Origin of the sequence: Synechococcus sp. WH 8101, from assembly GCF_004209775.1 — a bacterium.
Lineage (GTDB): Bacteria > Cyanobacteriota > Cyanobacteriia > PCC-6307 > Cyanobiaceae > Synechococcus_C.
On the sequence record NZ_CP035914.1, the window covers coordinates 2050338 to 2073873 of the forward strand.

At 59.2% G+C, this 23536-nt stretch carries 16 protein-coding genes and 2 tRNA genes; 12 read left to right on the forward strand and 6 right to left on the reverse strand.

What is annotated here, in order from left to right; all coding sequences use genetic code 11:
• The first annotated feature begins 220 nt into the window (after positions 1-220).
• Complete coding sequence (locus SynWH8101_RS10990) at positions 221-4360, forward strand: right-handed parallel beta-helix repeat-containing protein (RefSeq protein ID WP_130129803.1); 4140 nt, start codon at positions 221-223, stop codon at positions 4358-4360.
• Between the two features lie 21 nt (positions 4361-4381).
• Here the strand turns inward: SynWH8101_RS10990 and SynWH8101_RS10995 are convergent, their stop codons facing one another.
• Positions 4382-5299 (reverse strand): 3'(2'),5'-bisphosphate nucleotidase CysQ, encoded by a 918-nt coding sequence (locus tag SynWH8101_RS10995; protein ID WP_130129804.1) that lies wholly within the window; start codon positions 5297-5299, stop codon positions 4382-4384.
• Between the two features lie 23 nt (positions 5300-5322).
• Here SynWH8101_RS10995 and rsmI point away from each other — a divergent pair, with 23 nt between their 5' ends.
• Both rsmI and SynWH8101_RS11005 read left to right on the forward strand, forming a co-directional pair.
• The gene (gene rsmI / locus SynWH8101_RS11000) at positions 5323-6210 is read left to right on the forward strand and encodes a 16S rRNA (cytidine(1402)-2'-O)-methyltransferase (RefSeq protein WP_130129805.1); all 888 of its coding nucleotides are present in this window, start codon (positions 5323-5325) and stop codon (positions 6208-6210) included.
• Positions 6211-6438 carry a hypothetical protein gene (locus tag SynWH8101_RS11005; RefSeq protein ID WP_130129806.1) on the forward strand — a complete coding sequence of 76 codons (228 nt, stop codon included), beginning with the start codon at positions 6211-6213 and terminating at the stop codon, positions 6436-6438.
• Between the two features lie 11 nt (positions 6439-6449).
• On the opposite strand, the gene SynWH8101_RS11010 is transcribed toward SynWH8101_RS11005, so the two are convergent.
• The gene (locus SynWH8101_RS11010) at positions 6450-7202 is read right to left on the reverse strand and encodes a helix-turn-helix domain-containing protein (protein WP_130129807.1); all 753 of its coding nucleotides are present in this window, start codon (positions 7200-7202) and stop codon (positions 6450-6452) included.
• Positions 7203-7269: 67 nt separating this feature from the next.
• On the opposite strand from SynWH8101_RS11010, the gene SynWH8101_RS11015 reads away from it, so the two are divergent.
• The 4 genes from SynWH8101_RS11015 (at position 7270) to SynWH8101_RS11030 (ending at position 14951) form a co-directional block, all read left to right on the forward strand.
• A tRNA-Arg gene (locus SynWH8101_RS11015) sits at positions 7270-7343 on the forward strand.
• Positions 7344-7438: 95 nt separating this feature from the next.
• A complete protein-coding gene (locus SynWH8101_RS11020; protein WP_254427950.1) occupies positions 7439-7684 on the forward strand; it encodes a hypothetical protein in 246 nt (81 codons plus the stop codon).
• Positions 7685-8077: 393 nt separating this feature from the next.
• Complete coding sequence (locus SynWH8101_RS11025; RefSeq protein WP_130129808.1) at positions 8078-14482, forward strand: S8 family serine peptidase; 6405 nt, start codon at positions 8078-8080, stop codon at positions 14480-14482.
• Positions 14483-14633: 151 nt separating this feature from the next.
• The gene (locus SynWH8101_RS11030; protein WP_130129809.1) at positions 14634-14951 is read left to right on the forward strand and encodes a hypothetical protein; all 318 of its coding nucleotides are present in this window, start codon (positions 14634-14636) and stop codon (positions 14949-14951) included.
• 263 nt (positions 14952-15214) lie between these two features.
• On the opposite strand, the gene SynWH8101_RS11035 is transcribed toward SynWH8101_RS11030, so the two are convergent.
• The 3 genes from SynWH8101_RS11035 to SynWH8101_RS11045 all read right to left on the reverse strand — a co-directional run bounded on the left by SynWH8101_RS11035 (position 15215) and on the right by SynWH8101_RS11045 (position 19154).
• Positions 15215-16219 carry an IS5 family transposase gene (locus tag SynWH8101_RS11035; protein WP_130129433.1) on the reverse strand — a complete coding sequence of 335 codons (1005 nt, stop codon included), beginning with the start codon at positions 16217-16219 and terminating at the stop codon, positions 15215-15217.
• A gap of 356 nt (positions 16220-16575) precedes the next feature.
• A complete protein-coding gene (locus SynWH8101_RS11040; RefSeq protein ID WP_130129810.1) occupies positions 16576-17037 on the reverse strand; it encodes a hypothetical protein in 462 nt (153 codons plus the stop codon).
• Positions 17038-17078: 41 nt separating this feature from the next.
• Complete coding sequence (locus tag SynWH8101_RS11045) at positions 17079-19154, reverse strand: glycogen-debranching protein (protein ID WP_130129811.1); 2076 nt, start codon at positions 19152-19154, stop codon at positions 17079-17081.
• 68 nt (positions 19155-19222) lie between these two features.
• Between SynWH8101_RS11045 and SynWH8101_RS11050 the strand changes: the two genes are divergently transcribed.
• From SynWH8101_RS11050 to SynWH8101_RS11065, 4 genes are all read left to right on the forward strand, one after another.
• Entirely contained in the window at positions 19223-19903 is a 681-nt protein-coding gene (locus tag SynWH8101_RS11050; protein ID WP_130129812.1) for an MBL fold metallo-hydrolase, read from the forward strand.
• 132 nt (positions 19904-20035) lie between these two features.
• Positions 20036-20311 carry an HU family DNA-binding protein gene (locus tag SynWH8101_RS11055; RefSeq protein WP_006043393.1) on the forward strand — a complete coding sequence of 92 codons (276 nt, stop codon included), beginning with the start codon at positions 20036-20038 and terminating at the stop codon, positions 20309-20311.
• 86 nt (positions 20312-20397) lie between these two features.
• On the forward strand, positions 20398-21360 hold the full coding sequence (gene gluQRS, locus SynWH8101_RS11060; RefSeq protein WP_254427951.1) for a tRNA glutamyl-Q(34) synthetase GluQRS: 963 nt from the start codon (positions 20398-20400) through the stop codon (positions 21358-21360).
• 372 nt (positions 21361-21732) lie between these two features.
• A complete protein-coding gene (locus SynWH8101_RS11065) occupies positions 21733-22002 on the forward strand; it encodes a lactate dehydrogenase (RefSeq protein ID WP_130130498.1) in 270 nt (89 codons plus the stop codon).
• A 5-nt stretch (positions 22003-22007) separates the two neighbouring features.
• Here SynWH8101_RS11065 and SynWH8101_RS11070 read toward each other — a convergent pair.
• Positions 22008-22078, reverse strand: a tRNA-Gly gene (locus SynWH8101_RS11070).
• A gap of 136 nt (positions 22079-22214) precedes the next feature.
• Here SynWH8101_RS11070 and SynWH8101_RS11075 point away from each other — a divergent pair.
• Positions 22215-23531 (forward strand): MFS transporter, encoded by a 1317-nt coding sequence (locus tag SynWH8101_RS11075; protein ID WP_130130499.1) that lies wholly within the window; start codon positions 22215-22217, stop codon positions 23529-23531.
• Positions 23532-23536 lie beyond the last annotated feature (5 nt).

Here is a 23536-nt window from a genome sequence, read left to right on the forward strand (position 1 = left end):
CGCACGTTGGCTTCCACGCGGGTTTGCAGCATCAAACCGGACATGCCGAGTCGCGTAAAAGCTGCCGCCGCATCACCCACACCAAAGCAAGACCGATCTCAAGTCAAGACGACACAAAGACTTGCCATATCGGACAAGTAATGACAACCAAGCCTTAATGACTTCATTAACCATGCGGCGGCCCGAACCGGTGAAGTAGCGGAGTTCTATTTGCTCTTAAATGAAATTTCTTCGGACCGCCCTGACCGGCCTTGCCCTGACCTTCTCCGCTTCTGCCGCCTATGCAGCCGAACCGGCGTCAGAGTACAAAGTGCCTCAAGTACGCACCAATGGTGGTCTGCGATTTCAGAGCGAGGGCGCTGGCACCCCGAACACTCTGAGCGGCTACATCTTTGCTCCGCTGTCCCAGAGCGAGGAGGGCAATGTGCTGTTCGTGGATGGTTTTGCCAACTGGAATTTCGGCGGAGATCTCAACGACAGCAACTTCGGCGCCAGCACCCGGCTTGGTTACCGCTGGCTAAGTAACGACAACGGCTGGATGTTTGGCGTTAACGCCGGTGCCGACACCACCCCTTATGAGGGTGATTACAACTGGCAGGCCGGCGTGGGCCTTGAAGCGCTCAACAAAAACGTGGAGCTGCGCGCCAACGGCTACATCCCTTTGAGCGACAGCAATCAAGAAGTGGGGCGGGGGTATTCAGGTGCCTATCTAAGCAATAACAGCCTGTATCTCACTAACACTTATCAAGACTGGATCACCAGCTACGGCGGTCTGGACCTGGAAGTCGGCACTCCCGTGGCCAGATGGGACAAGGGTGGCCTGTGGCTCTATGCCGGCTATTACTACCTCGACGCCACAGTGGCCGACGGCCCTGACAGCTCTGGCTTCAGCGCCCGGGCCGAAGCGCGCATCGCTGACAACTTCGCTGTAGGTGCCACTTACAGCTACGACGACATTTTTGAAAGCAAAGCGACCGGCTACATCCGCTACGGCACCCAGCCGCTCAACGGCGATGCTGCAGCGGAAATCTCCCGCGCCGAACAAGCCCTTCTCGCCCAGCGTGGCCTGCCCGTGGAGCGTGAAATTGATGTGCGCATCAGCCAGGTGCGGATCGAGAAAGGCACCCAAAAAGCTGAAAATCCTGACACCAATGAAGGTTGGGTGATTCGTTGCGTCGGCAGCAATGCCAGCGGCAACGACTGCGACTACAGCAGCCTGACTGCCGCCGTGAATGCTGGCGACAGCGACGTGATCCTGGTGGCGGATGGCAAATCCACCGATCTGGGTGGTGGCAGCCTGGCGATTCCCAAAGGCGCCGTGCTGAGCAACGGCGGCAATGCACCCGATCTCGACACTCAATACGGCACGGCAGACCTGCGCGACATCTATGGCGCCGGCAACGTCAACCGTAGGCCGACCATCAGCAACGGCACCCTGACGGTGGCAAGCGAGAGCGCCATCGAAGGCTTTGACTTCACCAACGCCACAATCACCAATCGCAGCACCAACAACGTCAGCATCCGGAACAACACCTTCACCGGCTCGGTGAATGGTGAAGGTGCCATCGTCTTCGACGGTGCCAACGATGTGGTGATTGCTGGCAACACCATCACCAATCCCACCACCAGCGCCTTAGAGGGTGATGCCAATGGCAGCCTGATCGGCCGCGGTATCGCGGTGAAGAACGGAAACAACATCCGCATCACCGGAAACACCGTGAAGGGTGCCACTGGCGAAGGCATCTACATCGAAAACATCGGCACCAGCCGCAACAACACGGTGAGCAACAACAGCGTGAGCGACATGCGGGTGGATGTTGACACCAACCTCGAAGCAGGCATCTTCGTTCGCAACAACAAAGACGGTTACATCGCCATCACCGGCAATACCGTGAAGGACAACAACCAAACATCCGGAACAGGATTCCCCAATGATCGGGATGACAGAAATGCAGCCGACGGTATCGAGGTGAATATCTGCCGTGGTGGAGTGAACCTAGGTGGCGACGGATTCACAGATGGAGTAGCAGGAGCCTGCGAAAGCAACGCAACTCTGACCGCGGTGATCAACAACAACACGGTCAGCAACCTCCAAGGAGCCGCCGATGGCATCGACTCCAACATCGGTGACAATGGTCGCCTAAATCTCACCGTAAAGGGCAACACTGTCACCGGTGCCGGCGACGAAGGATTCACCCTTGATGCCTTCGGTGCTAACACTCAGGCCACGGCAGTAATCGCCAACAACACCTTCAAAACCTCGGGTTCCAAGGGTTCAATCCCCGGCGAAAATGGATCCACCGACGGCATCGCGATTACTTTGCAGGAGAATGTCTCCGATACCGATTTTGAGGCATCTGGAATCTATGACTTCACAATCACCGGCAATACGATTGCCGCAGACACGGACAATCTGGCCAGCGGGGTTGAAGACGGCGACAAAGCAGAGGGCATAAAATTCACGATTGGCGAAAAACTCAGGGAAGGCAACATTAAAGTTACCGCCTTGATCGACAACAACACCGTGACGACTCGCGTGGGTGATGGAATTGAATTCGACACCCTCACGGAAGCCGAAGGCAACGCCAACGTTACCTACGACGTCACCATCAGCAACAACACAGTCACCCAAACGAATGACGCCACAGGAGCAGGCGCCCCTGACGACAAAGTTAAAGATCTGATCAACATCTACTTCAGCGAAAACGAAGGCGATCAGGCGGCAACAGATAACACCTACGTCACAGGTCAATTCACGATCAACAACAACACATTAAAAACAAATGATGGCAATGTTGCCAAAAACGACGCAATCCAGATTGAAGGCATCGGCACTAGCGACAAGACCAGCGTGAAGGTCACCGTCAAGAACCAGGTTCAAGATCAGGCGGTGAAAATCATCAAGGTGAACGGCCAGATCCTTGCGGACACTGTCACCAACCTTGAGATCGAAGACAACACCATCACCAACCCTGAGCTGAGCCTGCTCGAAGGTTCTTCAGTGGAGAGCTACATCGGTCGCGGCATCGATGTGCGCAACAGCAACAAGGTGACGATCAAAGACAACGTGATCACTGGCGCCACCGGCGAAGGCATCTACATCGAAAACATCGGCACAAGCACCGACAACATCATCACCGGCAACACCGTGTCGGGAATGAAGGCCAGCGAAGACTCCAACCTGGAAGCAGGCATCTTCGTTCGCAACAACAAAGACGGTTACATCGCCATCTCGGGTAATACCGTGAAGGACAACAACCTCACTTCCGGCAAGGGCTTCCCCGCTGACCGTGGCACGAACGCCACCGACGGCATCGAGGTGAACATCTGCCGCGGTGGTGAGAACCTTGGCTCCGATGCCTTCACCGACGGTGTGGCCGGAGCTTGCGACAGCAATGCCACTCTCACCGCAGTGATTGATCAGAACGTTGTGAGCAATCTCCAAGGTGGTGCTGACGGCATCGACGCCAACATTGGTGACAACGGCCGCCTGATCCTCACCGTGGATCAGAACACCGTGACGGGCGTCGGCGACGAGGGCTTCACCCTCGATGCCTTCGGTGCCAACACCCAGGCCACCGTCTCCATCACGAACAACACCCTGAAAACCTCCGGCGCCAAGGGTGCAGCCCCTGGGGAAGACGGCTCCACCGATGGCATCGCCATCACCCTGCAGGAGAACGTGTCTGACACCGACTTCACCGCATCGGGTGTCTACAACTTCACGATCACCGGCAACACAATCGAAGCCGACACCGACAACCTGGCCGGCACCATTGAGCGCGCCGACAAAGCGGAAGGCATCAAATTCACCATCAATGAAGGGCTTAAGAACGGCACCACCAAGGTGACCGCTGTGATCGAGAACAACGACATCCAAACCCGGATCGGTGATGGCATCGAGTTCGCGGTGAACGAGAAAGCCGGTGAGGGTGTGAAGTTCGATGCCGACATCACCATCAACAACAACCGCATCGTCCAGACCAACGACAATCCTGTTGGTTCTGACAACAAGGATCCGCGTGATCTGATCAAGGCCACCTTCGGCGAGGAGGCGGAAGGCTCCATCACCACTGGCACCTTCATGATCACCAACAACACGGTGACCAGCGCCGCTGGAGCCGGTGATGCGTTCGACTACGAGAGCCAGAGCACGTCCACCAGCAACAGCTTCAAGTTCAAGATCGAAGGCAATAATTTCTCCGCTGCCGACGACAAAGACCTGAAGATCGCTGTCCCTGCTGGATTCCTCGGCATCTTTGCCCCCGACGGCACCACCGATTTCGATGCTTATCTCGACAGTGTGAATACTGGAGCCGAAACTGAAATCACTGGTTCCCCCGAAGTGTTCCGCTTCTGATCGCGCAGCATCAAGCGATCTCTAGACCGCAAAACCGGGATCGATCTCGGCCATGGCCCGTGTCGCACGCTCTCCAAGCTCGGCGTGGGCTTTTCCATGGCTGGCGATCAGACAGCCGGCCTGACGAACATCGCCGGTGTTGTAGGTGAGGTTGGCCTGATCGGCGTGGGTGAAGCGACCACCAGCCGCGAGCAGCACCGCTTCCGGAGCCGCCATGTCCCAGTCCTTGGGGGCACTCCGACCGGAGAGGGAGATGTAGAGATCGGTTTCGCCTCTCAGGATCGTGGCCACCTTGAAGCCAACGCTGCCCACTGCTTTGGAACCGCCGAGCTCGAGGGCATCTATCAACCTGACCAGACGCTCGTCGCGGTGGCTGCGGCTGGCCACCAAGATCAGATCTGAAACCGTGGTTCTGTCGCTGAAACGAACCGGTGACCGCTCACCCTGACGGTCTTCACACCAAGCACCCTCACCAACGAGACCGATCCAAAGCTCATCGGCTTCCGGCAGCAACACAACACCAAGTACAGGCCGCTTGTCACGCACCAGAGCCAGATGAACGGCGTATTCGCCTGTGCCCTGCAGAAAATCCTTGGTGCCATCCAGGGGATCAAGAATCCACAGCCATTCGGCCGGCACAGGTTGCCCCTCCGTGAGCTGCTCTTTGGCGGTCTCCTCACTGAGCAGCGTCCAGTCGGCATCGGGGAACGCGGTGGACAGACCGTCCAGCAACCATTTGTTCACGGCCAGGTCAGCCGCAGACACCGGGCCCTCCCCGCCGACATCCACACTCAACGCCTTGGGAAAACCATGCGGGGGCTGCTCGCCGCGGGCATAGGCCCGCAAGATGTCGGAGGCGCCCCAACTCAGTCGACGCAGGGCTTCCAATAGCGACTCCAGATCGATCCCGGCGGGCAAGGTCAGGGGGCTCGGCATCATGGAGATTTCTGGGCGGAGCCATTGTGAAGCAGCGGGCCGAACCGGATGCCGGAGTGCTCTACGTGGTGGGCACACCCATCGGACATCTCGGGGATCTCTCGCCTCGAGCCAAAGCGCTGCTGCTGACCGTTGACACCATTGCCTGCGAAGACACCCGCCACAGCGGCCTACTGCTCAGCACCATCGGCTCGACGGCCCGCCGCTGCAGCTTCCACCAGCACAACACACGAAGCCGGATCCCCCAGCTGCTGGCAGAACTGGCGCAGGGCCTCAGCGTGGCCGTCATCAGTGACGCGGGCTTGCCGGGCATCAGCGATCCAGGCGAAGCGCTGGTGGCGGCAGCCCGCAGCGCCGGCCATGCCGTGATCTGCATTCCCGGTCCCTGCGCTGCCACCACAGCCCTGGTGAGCAGTGGCCTGCCCAGCGACCGCTTCTGCTTCGAGGGCTTCCTGCCCACCAAAAGCAAGGAGCGGCGCGAGCGCCTGGCAGCCCTTGCAACGGAGACACGCACAACCGTGCTCTACGAGGCTCCGCACCGACTCCTGCAGCTGCTGGAGGAACTGGCAGGTCCATGCGGCGGCGAGCGCCGCCTGCAGGTGGCGCGAGAGCTGACCAAGCGGCATGAAGAACAGGTGGGGCCCACGATCAGCGCAGCGCTCCAACACTTCCGCCGCCACCCCCCCCAGGGGGAATGCACCCTGGTGCTGGGCGGAGCAGCACCACAGGAGCAACCGGAGCGGGATGCAACGGCCTGGCGCCAGGAGCTGGAGGCCCTGATCAGGGCAGGAATGAGCGCCAATGCCGCTGCCAAACATCTGGCAAGCCGCAGTGGTCGGTCCAAACGGGAGCTCTATGCCTTGCTGCACCACACGGCTGAGGCAGCAGACTGGCCTGAGCCCAATGGGACGTGAATGCTGCAACGCCTGCGCCTGATGCTGATCAGCCTGAGCGGGGCAGGACTTCTGTTGCTGGTGCTGTGTCTTGGAGCCCAGAACCTGAGCGATCGTGAACGCCTGAACCTCGGCATCGGATACACAGCTCCATTGCCCTCGGGGTTTCTGGTGGGCGTGAGCGTGGTGATCGGCGTGCTCAGTGGCGGCAGCCTGGCTGCGGCATGGCTGCCCACCAGGGAGCGCTGATCAAGCGGGGCTCAGCCATCGAGGGCAATCAGGGACCCATCCAGCACCAGTCGGGTGATGCCTCGGGCGAGCAGGTAACGGGAGGTCCGCTCAAACACCTGGCTATCGGGCACCTTGATCACCCGTTGATTGCGGCCGCACTGGCGCTTGGCCGTTCGCGGGCTGGCATACAGACCGATTGCTTGCCGATCCTGATCGGCAGCCACCAGAGCGCCCAGATCCTTAAAAGCGCTGAGGGGTTGCGGATCAAGTTCCACCAACTTGTCGACCAGCATGTAAACGCTTTCCGGCAAGACGCCTGGACCAAGCGGCCGGCAATCAGGTGCCGGAGACTCCATCTCCAGAGAGATCTGTCCGGTCAGCACCGCAACGGTGTGGAATTCCTGCTCCGGTTCATGTTCCTCGTCCGCCTCTCCCGCATCCTCCAGCGCGTCGCCGAAGTCGTCGGCGTCATCCAGGGCGAGGGTGGCTGGATCCTGATCGTCGATGGGTTCGGCAGGCGTGGCCTCGGCCTGGATGCGATCGGATTGCACGGCGGCTTGGCTGCCTGACTCCAACGCGGCTTGGCTGGCGGCACCACCTCCCCGAGCGCGTTCCTTCTTCAGCGCCTCATACGCTTCGGGCGTCAACAAGGCGCGCGCCGTTCGGCTCACGGTGTTGACGCTACAACCGAAAGCTGCGGCCAACGCTGCCGTGCTTTCACCGGAGCGATAACGCTCCACAAGCTCCCGTTTCTGGCTGTCGGTGAGCCGGCTGGGGGCCATTGGTTCTGGCGTTCAAGCTCTCCACCATAAGTGCTCAGAATCCCGCAGACTGCCAGGATGGTGCCGTGCTCCCTTAGCTCAGCTGGATAGAGCAGCTGCCTTCTAAGCAGCCGGTCGTTGGTTCGAATCCAACAGGGGGCGTTCAGTTACTGCAAGGCTTTTCAGACAAATCGCACAGCCACCTACAGACCGCATTCGGCGCTCCAGGGGCGTACGCCCCTAGAGGTCATCCAGCAATGGAAAGCGGCCTGACTACCTACCAGCTCTCAGAAGAACTGGACCAGCAAGAGGGGTCACGTCAGACGCTGGTGGCCACCGACATCGCCACCGGTTGGAGCGAGAGCGTGCCGATCCTGGTGCGCGATGGCGCCGTCGTGCTCACCGCTCAGCAGCTGATTCGGCGGCAACTGCCTTTTCCGCTGCGTGGCATCGATGCCGACAACGACCCCGTGTTTATGAACAGAGATGGAGGCCTGGTGTGACCGCCCAGGCCATCAGATCGTGCTAACCCGGTCGAGCACATACCAGAGCAACGACCAGGCCTGGGTGGAGCAGAAGAGCGGGATGCTCGTCCGCCATGCGAATAACGCATAGAACAGCAGTGGCGAGCAACACCAAACCATTTAATGATAGCCTATGTAAAACAAATAAATTACGCCGAAAGCATGCTTAGCAAAATTCCTCTTTTACCAAAAGGGTTGGCTCTTGGTGTATATCTCACATTAAGCCCTCAGAAAGCCTTAATAGCCATCTCTGCTGAAACTCAGTTGCCGTCAACCAACAAGCTGGCAGCGAGCAAATCCCTGCAAACATTCCCGGAATCCACGTAACTTAATCCGCTTATTCCGAATATCCAGTTCTTAAAATTTAAAATCATGCGTTCACTGGAATTCCTCCTTGAAAGCCTTCAAGGCAAAAAAACCAATCACTTAGTCGACAAAGGCCAAACAGCTGAACCCTCAGAATCAGCCCCCACGCAGCATTTCTCTTTTGTCAAAGGCAAGCCAGCTGAGACCAACCTTAAACAAACTGTTCAAGAAGCTCTCCGCGAAGCGGGTGTGGACCGCCAGCCGAACAAACTATTTGACGAAATCAATGGTTTCACTGTTGACTTAAGTCCATCAGAAGCCACTCAGCTGCGCGAGGTTCCCAGCATCAAGAGCGTGGAGGCGGATCGCCCGCTGCCGCTGAGCCCACCGGTTGAGGTCAAACCAGTCAACAGCTCTGGCAGCACAACAGCGCCTGTTGCCGCCTCTTCAGAAAGCAGCGCGCTGGAGCAAGAGGTGCGGCTGGAGAAGGTGTTTGTGGGCAATGTTATCGCTAGTAGTGAGTCGGATCTCGGCGCTCAGGGAGGCATCTCCACATCCGCCCTGCCGGTGTACAGCAATGGCACCGCCAGCACCGGTGAGGTGTTGCCCTATGGCGTTAAAGCGGTTTGGGGCGGCACGGATATCAGCAGCAAAGGCAATGTCGGCAGCGGCACCTATGCCTTTGTAATCGATTCCGGCGTGCTCGACACCACCGGTGATCTGCTGGTCAACAAGGCCTGGTCTAAGAGCTGGGTGAGCGGCGAAGGCGCCTTCACCGATGGCAACGGCCATGGCACCCATGTGGCCGGAACAATTGCCGCCCTCGCCAATGGCAAAGGTGTTGTGGGCGTCGCACCCGGCGCTGAAGTGATTTCACTGAAGGTGTTCAACAGCTCCGGGGGTGGTGCGAACTACAGCACGATCATCGATGCGGTGAATTACGCCACGCAGGTCATCAACAGCAATGGCCTGGATAAATCAAAGTGCGTGATCAACATGAGCCTGGGCGGTGGCTTCAGCTCAGGTCTCGATAGCGCAGTTAAAGCAGCTGCCAATCAAGGCATCAAATTCGCCATTGCTGCTGGTAATAGCGGCCGTGATGCGGATGGTTATTCACCAGCTGCTGCCGGTGATCACCCGAACGTTTACACCATCTCAGCGGTCGATAATCGCTATCAGATGGCGAGTTGGTCGAACTGGGATGACCCCAGTGGCGGCGACGATGTTGATTTTGCAGCACCCGGTGTTGCGGTGCGCTCGTATTACAAAGGCGGAGCCTTAGCTGATCTCAGCGGCACCTCGATGGCAGCCCCCCATGTGGCGGGTTTGCTGCTGATGGGGAATGTCAAAACCGGCGACATGGTGAAAGCCAATGGCGGCGGCTATGCCGATCCCTTTGCGCTGGGAACATTGCCAAGTGGGGGAACACCAACGCCTCCTGCTCCCAAGCCTCCAGCCAAGACAGAAACGGTATTTGCATGTTTTGATTTTAATAACTTGAATGGCAATCCTGGCGAACAAGGGAATGTCAGAAGTCTGATTCAGAGGCAGATCAATGCCGGCGAGAAATACAGGATTGATACAGGGATCAAGAATTTTACGGATATCAACAAGCTGAGGAGCGTGCTCTCCATGTCGGACGTCTTTGTGATGACAGACATGGAAAATCAAGACCCAAACAATAACGGCTTTTTCCCATCTAGTGCAGCCTCTGAGCTAAGAAGCTTTGTGCAAAATGGCGGTCAGATCTTGCTTACTGCAGATGACGGAGATAGCGACGCTATCTTTTTAAACAAGATTTTTGGCTGGGATTTAAAAGGGGCATCTGATAATCGCAATGCACGAAAGACTCAATACGCAAAAGGCACGCATTTTGACTCCTTAACTTCAAGCATAGACGGAACTTATGATGGGTCGTTATCACGGGGCTCTGTCAAGGACTTTCAAGCAATATTTGGCACTGATAGCCAGGCAGAAGTTGCGTTGATTGGATATGGAAAGGGGCAAGTTCTATTCCTAGGGAATGACTTCGCCTCTGCAAATTATGCAAATGGCTATTGGGACAATAACGTGATGCCCGCGGCTCTAAAAGAGCTAGCTGCTAATGCAGGGAGAGTCCAGCCACCGGCCACCAGAATTTTTGAAGACGACTTTTCTTCTGGCAGTGCAGGAAGTCTCTGGAGCTCTATTTCGGGGTCTCCAGGGGTCAACAATAACTTCAGAGGGCGCAGCAATTCACTGTTCTTCGGAAGAAGCAGTAATTACAGACAGGCAACAACCATCGGAATTGAGGCAGGACGGGGCGGAAGCATCAATTTCGATTACATCAATGGGAATGGCAGTAATGGCGGAGAGCGAGTGGACAGTGGAGAAAATATTGTTCTTGAATACAGCACAAATAATGGGCAGAGTTTTAAAAAGCTATATACATTCAGTATCTACACACACTCGTGGACTAACTTCAAATTTGACATCCCGCAAGATGCTCAGTCAGCCGGCATAAAGACCCAGTTCCGCTGGCGTCAGCTAAGAAACAGCGGATCCTCTTTCGACCACTGGGCGATTGACAATATCCGCATCGAAGCCCGCTCTGGCCGAGATGACGGCGATGCTGAGTTCAAAATCAGTGGCAGCGTCAAAGTTGGCCAAACAGTCACTGCCGTCAAAACCAAAGACGATCCTGATGGAAATGGCACCTTTGCTTACAGCTGGGAAACTTCAGCCGATAAAGGCTCCATATGGAAGACCGTTGGTACTGGCCAAAACTTCAAGATTCCTGCCACCCAATCTGGCCAGCAACTGCGCCTAAGAGTTCAATACCAAGACGGGGAAGGATTTAAGGAGAACATTGCTACGGCGGCAGTTTCCATTCCGCTCAATGAAGTCATCGGCACCCCTGGCGGTGATTACATCGTTGGCGAGAATGGATCGAGCAAATACACCTTTGGTGGCGGCTACGACATCATGGACTATTCGTCCATGTCAGCCCCGATCACCTTGGTGCGTGGCGGCAAAGTCGATAAAGGCGTCAATGGCACCGACACCTTTGCTGATTTCCCAGAAGAACTGATTGCCACCAGTTCACTCAATGATTGGGTCGATGGCCTTACCGGTGGCGGCAAGATCGCCAGCCTCGATGTCAATCTCGCTGCTGACTCCCTCAAGGTGTCTGGCATTCCAGGGATTGGCTCTGCCTCGATCACGATCCGTGATTTTGAGCATGTCAAAGGCAGCGACACCGCCGACACGATGGTGGGCAATACCCTGGCCAACAAGCTCTATGGCAATGGCGGTAATGACGTCATTGATGGCGGCACCGGCAACGACGACATCCAAGGCGGAACTGGTGATGACGTCTTAAAAGGCGGCACCGGCAACGACAGCCTCTCCGGTGGGGATGGCGCCGACCGGATTGATGGCGGCACCGGCAACGACACCATCAATGCAGGCAATGGCAACGATGTGATGTTGGCCAGTGTCGGCAACGACACCTGCACTTTTGGCTCCGGTTACGACACCGCTGATTACACCAGCTTCTATCGCGATATCACCCTGGTCAAAGGCGGCAGCGTCAACAAAGGCGACCTCGGCACTGACATCTTCAAAGACTTTGTTGAAAGCATCAAGGCCACCACACGGGCCAATGACTGGATTGATGCCTCCACCGGCTCAACCGCCAGCATCGATGTCAACCTCGCTAGCCAATCGCTGAAGGTCAGCGGCCTGCCTGGTGTGGGCACCTTCACCTTCAACGTGCAGAACTTTGAGCACGTCAAAGGCAGCAACACCAATGACCGGATTCAAGGCGACAGCAAGGCCAACATCCTGATCGGCAATGGCGGTAACGACGTCATGACCGCCAGCGCTGGCAATGACACCTACACCTTTGGCAGTGGTTACGACACCATCGACTACTCAGGTCTTGGTCAGTCGATTCGTTTGGTGCGTGGCGGCACCGTTGATAAAGGCAGTAAAGGCAAAGACACCTTCACCGACTTCTACGAAAGCATCAAAGCCAGCACTGGCAGTGGTGACTGGATTGATGGCCTCACCGGCGGCGGCTTCACCGCCAGCCTCAATGCTGATCTGCAAAGCAATTCGCTGAAGATCACCGGCCTGCCTGGGGTTGGCACGGTCAGCGTCAATGTTCAGAACTTTGAAAACATCGATGGCAGCGATACCGCTGACCGGCTCAAAGGCGATAGCAAGGGCAACATCCTGCGCGGCAATGGCGGTAACGACGTCATGCTCGCCAGCGCTGGCAACGACACCTACACCTTTGGTTCCGGTAGCGACACGATTGATTACTCCAGCCTGGGGCAAGCAATCACGCTGAACAAAGGCGGCACCGTCAGCAAAGGCAGCGCCGGCAAAGACACCTTCACCGATTTCTTTGAAACCATCCGCGCATCCAGCAGCAGCAATGACTGGATTGATGGTTCCGGCGGCACCACCGCCAGCATCGACGCCAATCTGGCCAGCCAAAAACTCACGATCAAAGGCATTCCTGGCCTCGGCACCGTGAACACCACGGTGCAGAACTTCGAGAACGTTCGCGGCACCAATTACAGCGACACCATCGCTGGTGATTCCGGCAACAACACCCTGATCGGTGATGGCGGTAACGACACCATCTCAACCGGTGGCGGGCGCGACAGCGTTGATGCCGGCAGCGGCAATGACAGCATCACGGTGACCAGTGCCCAAGGGGGCAGCACCAGCGTCACCACCGGCAGCGGCCAAGACACGGTGGTGTTCACCAAGGGGTATTACCAGTCGCTGTTCTTGGGTGGTGCAGCAGCGCTCACGATCACGGACTTCACCACCGGTGTTGGCGGAGACCTGCTGGATCTCAGTCAGCTCTTCCGTGATGTGGCCGTTGGTTTTGATGGCAGCAATCCATTCCTCAATGGCTACCTCGACTTCGTCAAGAGCGGAACTGATCTACAACTGCAGTTTGATGCTGATGGTGCATTTGATACGGCCTTTAGCGCTAAAACCATTGCCCTGCTGAAGAACACCAAGCGCACGGATCTTGATAAAAGCAACTTCAACCCGGCCTATGACATCCCGCCACCAATCATTCAGGGAACGAACCGCTCTGAGCGAATCAATGGCACCGATGAGGGTGAGTGGATTTATGCCTACAACGGCTTTGACACTATCAATGCGCAGGGTGGTGCTGATCGCCTGTATGGCGGCTATGGCAATGACACCCTCAATGGTGGCGATGGCAATGATGAGCTATACGGCGAGCTTGATGACGACAACCTCTATGGCGGCAATGGAGATGACCGACTAACGGGCGGGGATGGTGCTGATTACCTCGATGGTGGTAATGGCAGTGATCTCTACATCGTTGATGACGAGCGCGACACAATTAAAGACACCGGCACAGATGGTGGCATCGACACGGTCATCTTCCGCTACTACTCAGATAAATACACGATGGGCGAGGGCATCGAGAAGGTCGTCACGCCAAGCTTTACGCCAAAAGCATTTAACATTCAGGGCAACAACGAACACAATACGATCATCGCTAACAGCCATAGCAATGTTATCAATGGAGGTGCTGGCAACGACATAATTAAGGCCGGAGGAGGAAATGACATCCTTATAGGTGGCAGTGGCAATGACACCCTCTTCGCAGAAGCTGGTGACGACAAGGTTGATGCCGGCTCTGGCAATGACCTAATCATTGGCGGCAGTGGACTTGGCGACGACATCTACAACGGTGGGGCCGGCACAGACACCCTGAAATACACCTCTGCGACAGCAGGGATCACCGTTAACCTCCTAAAAGGCAAAGCCACATCAACTGCAGGAAAAGACAAAGCCAAGATTGGCAACGACACCATCAACAGCGTTGAAAATCTGATCGCTGGCTATTACTCAGACCGGCTCACAGGCACCAACGGCAGCAACTCAATCCAGGCCCTATCTGGCAATGACTGGATCTATGGCGCACTCGGCAACGACACCATCAATGGTGGCTCAGGGCGAGATACCGCTCAGTTCTCCTCACGTTCCAACCGCATCAACCTCAACACCACCCGCTGGCAAAACACTGGCGACGGCAAAGACCGACTCATCTCCATCGAAAACGTCAATGCTGGATCCGGTAATGACATAGTCACTGGCAACAAAGCCAGCAACGCCCTCAACGGGCAGGCCGGCAATGACCGCCTCTACGGAGGAGGTGGTAACGATCTCCTCATCGGTGGTGGCGGCAAAGACCGCGTCTGGGGTCAGGGTGGTCGGGACACCTTCCACATTCAGCGGGGTGACGGCTACACCATCATCGAAGACTTCAACAATGGCCAAGACCGAATTCAACTTGGCTCAGGTGCATCAGGGCTCAAGATGCAGAACCGAGGCGATGACGTCTTCCTCTACCAACGTGGTGACCTCATGGCCATCGTTGAAGATGCAGCTGGTGATCTCCAGCGCAGCGGCAACTACCTGGCTTGATCCTTAATCGAAAAGCTCACGAGCGAGAGGGTCAAAAGGTCTACAAATCCCGCAAAGGCAAGCAGGGGGCGTGTTTGTCGCTATCGATCTCCGGACAAAGCATTCACCCCGTCAGCAATGGCGAGTTTTTTGTTGGCAATAAACTGATGGTATGACTAGTATCACGAAGGCTGAAAAACTCAAGCGCGTGAATATGGTGCGTGCAATCCTTTCACGCAGTGGGACTCGCTCCGAATGCCTTGAGCTTGCGGCAACGGAATGGGGACTAAAACCCCGTTCGGCCGACTTCTACATCAATGAGGCCAATCAGCAGATCTTTCAAGATTTCGACATCGATCGCAAGGAGTACATCGCGCAACTGCTGCAGGTGCTGCACCGCGTGATGGAGAAGGGCACTGAGACCAACCCGATGGGCGCTGTCACCGCAGCCATAGCCCAGGCCATTAAGCCAGCTCGCCTCGACCGATGAACTGCAAGTCCGGCCTCTACCCAACACCAGCCATCAAAAAGTGACCCCACCCCCAAAAGAGGGGGGCACTTTCGCCCTATTTCGGGGTCACCTAGGGAAGCTCTGGGCAACGCCGGTTTGAGCGGCGCGGGGCCGCCAAAAGTTGTCTGACGTGGCCTTTGTGTTGCATTGAGACTTGAATCAGCCCCTGGATAGCTGATTACGGGCTCTTTGCCTTCTCTTTTGGCACCCTGTTCATCCCAACAGCCACACCAGTTCTGTGTTCATGCTGCAGCCAGTAGATGGCCACGAGCGAGAAACAGATTGGTCAGTGCGGCCATCACATTAATCTTGCATCGATTCTTGGCCAGGCCACGCAGTCGGGTCTTTTGAAAGCCGAACTGTTGTTTGATCACCCTGAATGGGTGCTCAACCTTGGCGCGGACGTGTGCCTTTGCAGCCTCGATCAGATCCTCAAGCCTTCCTTCTGGAGTGTCAGGTAGCGCTCGGCGTTTGCCTGGTCGCATCGCCACCCGAAACACTGCTGAATGGCCCGCCATTTCAGGTCGTTTAGTGATGCCCTGGTAGCCGGCGTCGCCGTAGACGACCTCCTCATCGCCATGCAACAGCTCAGCCGCTGGGGTGAGGTCGTGCACGTTGGCGGCTGTGGCGACGACTGAATGGATCAGGCCGGAGTCCTTGTCGACGCCGATATGGACTTTCATCCCGTAGGCGCAGCCTTCCGCGCAGCGGTGATACCACTGGTTTCCCTTCTTGGTCTGGTGCATCTCGGGATCGCGCTTCCCTTCTTTGTTCTTGGTGGAACTGGGTGCCGCAATCAAGGTGGCATCGACGATCGTGCCTTGGCGCATCGTCATGCCCCTTGTGCTGAGATGGGCTTTGACCGTCTCAAAGATCTGCTGGCCCAGATCGTGCTTCTCCAGCAGGTGGCGGAAGGTCAGGATCGTCGTCTCATCAGGGATCCGGTCGCTGATCAACTCGATGCCGGCAAAGCGGCGCATGGTGGGCACCTCGATCAGGGCCTCTTCCATGGCCGGATCGCTGAGTGAATACCACTGCTGCAACAGGTGGATCCGCAGCATGGTGGCCAACGGATAGGGAGGCCTACCGCCTTTCTTGCTCGTCTTTGGGTAGTGGGGCTCGATCAAGTCGATCAGCGCCTGCCATGGCACCACCACCTCCATCTCAGAGAGAAACTTCTCCCGTTTGGTCTGCTTCTTGGCCGTGGTGAGCTCGTAATCCAAGAAGCCGAGCTGTTTGCCGCCCATCAACCCAGTCCTGGCCTGCGATCACAGGGACATTGTCCCGCGAATGGCCCTGGTTTTCCAGAGTCTCCCTAGGGCACCCTCCACATCCAACAACCGAGACATAGCCTCAAAAGCCCAGTCCACGAATGTAAACTTTTTTCATCATCTAAGCAGCCGGTCGTTGGTTCGAATCCAACAGGGGGCGTGATGTCAGAGAAAGTCGAATTCATCGTCGTTTTCCTTGGCCAAGGCCTGGATCACGAGGGTGGACAGGGGGATGGCCAGGGCCGCCAGAACCAGAAGTTCCATCAAAGGTTTCAGATCGCCATTCAGTCAATCGCTGCTGAGGCGGAGGCAGCGTCGCGATCGCCACAGAATCAGAGCGTTGTGTTGGAAGGCTGATGCTCACTGAGCCGCCAGCGCCAGGTTTGCACCAGCTCGAGCCGCAAGCCGTGACCTCTCAGCTTCAGCACCCTGGTGAGGGTCACCCGATTGGCATCACAGGAACGCGTCACGGACGCCCGGGGCTTCTCGAAGACAAAGCGTTGATCCATGAAATGGTTCAGCACCACCGCCGTCACCCCGGTGGTGGGAGCGGCGAGATCCAACCGGAAACGGTCACACTGCAACGCCTGAGTCGCACCATCTGCCCCAGCAAGCGCCAGGTCGCGACAGGGAATCACCTGCTGATCCTGCAGGCGGATCCAGGCCTGGTTGGGCCGTTGGGGGGCCCAGCTGAAACCCAGAGGCGCCTCACACTCGCCCGCTGCCGCCGGCAGGGCGATGGTGGCGATCCCCGCGAGCAGCAGAGATCGGCCGAACGGGCTGAAAGCACGCATGCTCCGGCTCTTGCATCAGATCACGGCATTCTCGGCTGCCTTCAGAGCTGAAGACTGCCGAGCATTTCACGGGCCACCATCACCACCAGGCTGCGGGCCTCCAGAGGTACCCCCCCGGGCGTCCACACCTCCGGCTGCTGGGGCAGATCGTCTCCCGGTGGCAAAGCGGTGTCGATCAGGCGATGCCAGGGCGAGGTGGGCTGGGGCAGATCGAAGTGCATCGCCTTGAAATAGCTGTTGAAACCGGCCCAGAGCACGGCACCCCGACTGCCGCGCTGCAGGCTCACCGCCAGGCAATGGGACCAGCTGGCCCAGTCGGGCTTGCCGAGTTCCACCCCGTGCCATTGGCGCCAGAGCTGATCGGGATCGCTGCTGCGCCGCTGCGGCATCTCACCGATCGGCTGTTGAGGATTGATCAGATCGGCCAGCTGCTGGCGCAGGCGGAGCAACCGCCGCACGTAACCCTGGAGGTGCCGGTCGCAGTGGTCGTCGCCCCAGATCATCCAACTCAAGGGGCTGTCCTGGCACCAGCTGTTGTTGTTGCCGCCCTGACTCCGCCCCACCTCATCGCCCATCAACAGCATCGGCACCCCTCGGCTGAGAAGCAGTGAGGTGATCAGATTGCGCTGCTGCCTGCGGCGCAAGGCCAGAACGGCGTGATCGGTGCTGGGCCCCTCCACACCGTGGTTCCAGCTGCTGTTGTGATTCTCTCCATCGCGGTTGTCTTCTCCATTGGCGAGGTTGTGTTTGCCGTTGAAGCTCACCAGGTCCATCAGGGTGAAGCCATCGTGGGCCGTGATGAAGTTCACGGAACGCCCCAACGCGAGGGGGCGCCCTCCGTTTAGGTCCGGGCTGCCGCGCAGGCGCTGACCCAGCTTCCAGGTGCTGTTGTCATCGCCTTTCCAGAAGCTGCGCAGATCGTCGCGGAACCGTCCGTTCCAGGCACCGATCCGCTGCGCTGGGAAATCGCTGAGCCGATAAAGGCCGCCGCAATCCCATGGCTCACTCACCAGTTTCAGGTCACTCAACAGGGGGTCGGCTTCGATTGCCTCGAACAGAGGCGGATGGTCGAGTGGTTGCAGCCCCTCACCCCGACTGAGGGCAATGCCGAGATCAAACCGGAACCCATCCACTCCTAGTTCGATCGCCCAACAGCGCATCGATTCGAGAATGAGCTGACGGGTCAGGGGGCGATTGGCGGCAATGCTGTTGCCACAGCCACTCACATCGAGGTAATCGCCTTTGCTGTTCTGGTGGTAATAAAGCCGATCGCCGCAGCCCCGCCAACTCAGCGTCGGCCCATGTCGATTCCCTTCGGTGGTGTGGTTGTAGACCACATCAAGCAGCACCTCAAGACCGTTGTCGTGACAGGCCGCCACCAGCTCGCGCACCTGGGCGCGAGCCTGCAGAGGGTCGTCGCCCTCGAGATAGCCATGGTGGGGAGCAAACCAGCTGAGGGGGCTGTACCCCCAGACGTTGTCGCGCCCCGCCGGAGCATCCTGCGGATCAAACGCCTGGATCGGCAGCAGCTCGATCGCCGTGACCCCCAGATCCTTGAGATAAGGGAGCTTGTCGATCACCCCCCGCAGGGTGCCACGACGGTCCGGTGCCACACCACTGTCGACGCGCCGGGTGAACCCCCCCACATGCAATTCATAGATCACGCTGCGATTCCAGCTGTGGTGCGGTCGCGGATGGGCCTGAAAGTCGAAACTGTCCCGTTCGCACACCACCGCCTTCAAGCAGCAGTCGGTGTTGGGTGAGGCACCGGTGGCCGCCTCCCGCCGATACACCTCCCAGCCGGCGATCGCCCGCGCGCAGGGATCGAGCAGCACCTTCGCTGGTCGGAAACCATGGCCGCCCGGCTCCAACGGGCCGAACACGCGATAGCCATAGCAACAACCGGCCTGGAGGCCTTCCACCTCCACATGCCAGTAATCACCGGACCGATGCTCCAAGCCGAGATCGATGATCCGCTCCGGTTGAGGCGCATCCGCACGGGCATACAGCAGAAGCTCCACCCGATAAGCGCCGGGGGCTGCGAGGGAGAAATTCACCCCCCGTTCGGTGATCGCACTGCCCAAGGGCCAGGGCCTGCCGCGCTGGATCGTGCTCAAGGATCCCGGCCCCCGCGTTCACAACGCACTGCGCTCAAATTAATGCTTGCGGCCGTTTGATTCAGCCCATGACCATGCCGTCCGTTCTGGAATCAGGACGCCCGCCGCAACCGGTGCGCGATGACCTCTGGCTGTTTCCTCCCAATCGCGACTGCCGGGGAGGGTCCTCCTGGTGGCTGACGTCTGATCCAGAGCCCGTGCTGATCGACTGCCCACCCCTCACGGAAGCCAGCCTTGAAGCTCTGCAGACCCTGGCGGCAGGACGCCATCCCCGCATCCTGCTGACCAGCCGGGAGGGCCATGGCCGCATCCGGCGGCTGCAGGAACGCCTGGGTTGGCCCGTACTGGTGCAGGAACAGGAGGCCTATCTGCTGCCGGGCGTCCATCCCCTGGAGACGTTCCAGGAGACCCACACCACGGCAGCGGGCCTACGGCTGCTGTGGACGCCTGGGCCATCCCCTGGCAGCTGCGTGGTCCACGCCCCGGCCCCCTGGAATCTGCTCTTCTGTGGTCGTTTGCTGATCCCGGTGACGATGGGAACGCTGGCGCCCTTGCGCCACCGGCGCACCTTTCACTGGCCGCGCCAGCAACACAGCCTGACGCGGTTGCGCCAGTGGATTCCTGCAGATCAAAGCCCAGCACTGGCTTCTGGGGCTGGCCTTGGAGCTCTGCGCGGCGAGCGACTCAGCCCCTGGTCGAGCTGGACAGACAACAACGAGACCGGCCATTGCCAGGGGTTGCCGTCGTAAAGCGTTGCGGCACAGGCCCTTTCAGTTGCCGCTGCGGTGCAGGCTCCATACGATTGGCCAGCTCAGGACAGCTCCTGCGGACGTCGACCTCCGCATTCCAAGCCCATCTCCGCATCTTTCTCCTCCCCAGCCATGAACAAAGCTGACCTCGTCAATCTCGTCGCCGCCCGCACCGAACTGACCAAGACCGACGTTTCCCTGGTCGTGGATGCTGCGATCGAAACCATCATCGATTCCGTCGTGGAAGGCAAGAAGGTGTCGATCCTCGGTTTCGGTTCCTTCGAGCCCCGCGAGCGCTCCGCCCGTCAGGGCCTGAACCCCAAGACCGGCGAGAAGATCAAGATTCCGGCCAAGCGCGTTCCCGCCTTCACCGCCGGCAAGATGTTCAAGGACCGCGTGCAGGGCTGAACGGTCTCCCTGGATGACGACAGGGCGGTCCTGCGGGGCCGCTTTGTTGTGTAAAACGGCTGAATGGCGTCGCTGGATCGCAGGCCATGGATGGCTCCGAATCCCGCACCGATGGGCTGCCCCGACGACTGCAGGCCCTGATCGATGCCGGACAGCAACGCCGAACGCAGGAGTACTGCGGCCGTTTCGCCCCCACTCCCTCAGGCCCTCTGCATCGCGGCAACCTGCGCACAGCCCTGATCTCCTGGCTGGCGGCCCGCCTGCACAACGGCAGCTGGCGGCTGCGGATCGATGATCTCGACACACCGCGCCTGCGACCGGGCGCGATCGAGGCGGCCCTGGCGGATCTTCGCTGGCTCGGCCTCGACTGGGATGGCCCCGTCATCCTGCAGAGCGAGCGCCGAGGGCTTTACCACACTCTTCTGAGCCATTGGCGCCGCACGGGCAAGGTTTACGCCTGCCGCTGCAGTCGGCGTCAGCTGAGCCGGCAACGCCTGTATCCAGGCTTCTGCCGCGACCGCCTACGGGGATGGGGCTGGGAGCAGCAACGCCTGCCGGCCTGGCGCCTCCGCGTGGCCGCAGAGTTTGCTGAGCGCTGCGGTGACCCGGTGGTGCGTCGAGCGGATGGCGTCATCGCTTACCACCTGGCCACCGCCTTTGATGAACTGGCCCTTGGCATCAGCGACGTGGTGCGCGGCGCTGACCTGGCCCCGGTCCAGACCGTCCAGGAAGCGGTGATCGCCGCCATGGGCCCGATCAGCCCACCCCGCTATCAACACGTCCCCCTGCTCTGCGACACGCAAGGCGTGAAGCTGTCGAAACGGGATGGCAGCCAGGGATTGCCACCGCGGAACGAACGCCCCGCCACCGCTGCAGCGGAAGTGGGGCAACTGGCCTCCGGCCTGCAGCTGATCCCCCCGGGCAACGAGCTCTCGGCCCAGGATTTGCTGCAACACCTGCGTTTCAGGCCCGAGCTCTTCCCCCACCAAGCGCTGCCGGATTCTTCACAAAGCCTTCGGGATCACGGCGGTCAAACGACTCCACACTGAACAAAACCACCATCACCACGGTGCAGCCATGACCACCTGTGCCCACTGCGGCGGAAGCGGCATCCAACGGGTGTCTGAACAACGCTTCCGCACCTGCCTGCACTGCCTCGGCAACGGCGACAACGGAGGGAGCCCAACCAGTGACGCTGTCCTGCGCTTCCCCCAGGTCGAGATCGACTTGACCCCAGATCTCAGCGCAGCTGTTTCTTCTTCTGCTGCCAGATAAAGAACGCGGCGGTGGCCACCACCGCCAGCAGGGGAACCGTGGTGAACAGCAGCAAGGCGACAGCGGTCCAGTCGGTGTACATCCGCTCAGGAAGAATGCGCCGCCATCATCTCAGGCAGCATGGGATCCACACCACCGGCGCCGTCATGTTCTGCCTGCCCTTGCGATGGACCTCCCTCGCTGTCGTCCTGCTCGTGAGCTCGGCCCTCGGCCAGGCGTCGCAGGCACAGATCCGTTTTGACGACTGCCAGCCGGTGGCAGGAGGTGGGATCACGTGCAACACGGTTCCCTACGGAAACACGCGGATGCAGATGATCGATGGGGAATACGGGTTGCTCGACCAGGCCAGTCCTGGCTGGGCCGAATACGACCCCTATGAGGGCTACGAAGACATGCTCGGCGGCAACCAGACCTGAGCGAAAGCGGGCGGCGGGAATCGAACCCGCATCATCAGCTTGGAAGGCTGAGGTTTTACCACTAAACTACGCCCGCACTGATACATCCGAACCAATCCGCCCCTGAAGGCGTGTGACTGGATGTGTGCCCCACCATTATGACGGTCCGCCCGACCTGCCCTCTTCGCTTGACCGCTCTCCAGGCTCCACCCGCCCAATCCCGGCGCCGTCTGATGGTGGCCTATGGCCTTGGCGATGCCGGCACCGGCCTGGCCGCCACCCAACTGGGCTTCTACCTGTTTCCTTTCTTCACCTGTGCCGCCGGCCTGCCCGCCTTTATCGCGGGCTCCCTGCTCACAGTGATCAAGGTGTGGGATGCCCTCAATGACCCCCTGATCGGCTGGCTCAGCGATCACACCCGCAGCCGCTGGGGCCCCCGCCTGCCCTGGATGCTGGGAGCCGCCCTGCCTCTGGGGATCAGCCTGGCGTCGATCTGGTGGGTGCCCGAGGGAGACACCCTGCAGCGCACGCTCTACTACGTGGTGATGGCGATCCTGCTGATGACCGCCTACACGAGCGTGAATCTGCCCTATGCGGCACTCTCCACCGAGCTCACCCCCGACACAGCGATCCGCACCCGACTCAATGCGGCGCGCTTCACCGGTTCGATCATCGCTGGGCTCAGCGGTTTGATTGTGGCGTCTGTGGTGCTCAGCAACGGCGCCGATGGCTACCTGCGCATGGGCCAGATCACGGGCACGATTGCCGCCCTCGCCACCCTGGCCTGCTGCTGGGGGCTGGCTCCCTTTGCAAAAACGGCCCAACGCCCCTCCGGCCAGGCTGAACCGCTTGTGCAGCAGCTGAGGAGGGTGCGCGCCAACGGCCGTTTCCTGATGGTGCTGGGGCTGTATCTGCTGCTCTGGTTCGCCCTGCAGCTGATGCAAGTGGTGGCCCTGATCTGGCTGGTGCAGGTGATCCACGTGCCACCGGCGCTGTCCACCTGGATCCTGCTGCCGTTCCAGCTGAGTGCGCTGGTGGGATTGCAGATCTGGAGCCTGCTCTCGAATCGACGGGGACGTATCACGGCACTGCGCTGGGGAGCTGGGCTGTGGATCGCCGCCTGCGTTCTCTCGATGCTGGTCCCCGTTCTTCCCGATGGCGCCAGCGGCATGGACCTGGCTCCCCTGATCGCCCTCATCGTGCTGGTGGGCCTGGGGGCATCGACGGCCTACCTGATCCCCTGGTCGCTGCTGCCCGATGCCATCGACGCCGACCCCAGTCGCCCTGCAGGTCTCTACACCGCCTGGATGGTGTTCGGCCAGAAACTGATGATCGGCATCAGCATGTCGGTGTTCGGCGGCCTGCTCTCGCTCACCGGCTACATCTCCAGCCAGACCTGCAGCGGCCCCCTCAGCTTCATCGAGCAGCCAGATTCCGCCCTGCTGGCGATCCGCTTCTGCATGGGGCTGATCCCGGCGACTCTGGTGGTGCTGGGCCTGGTGGTGATGCGACGCTGGCCCGATCGCGGTGCCCATCTGCAACACACCTGATGACG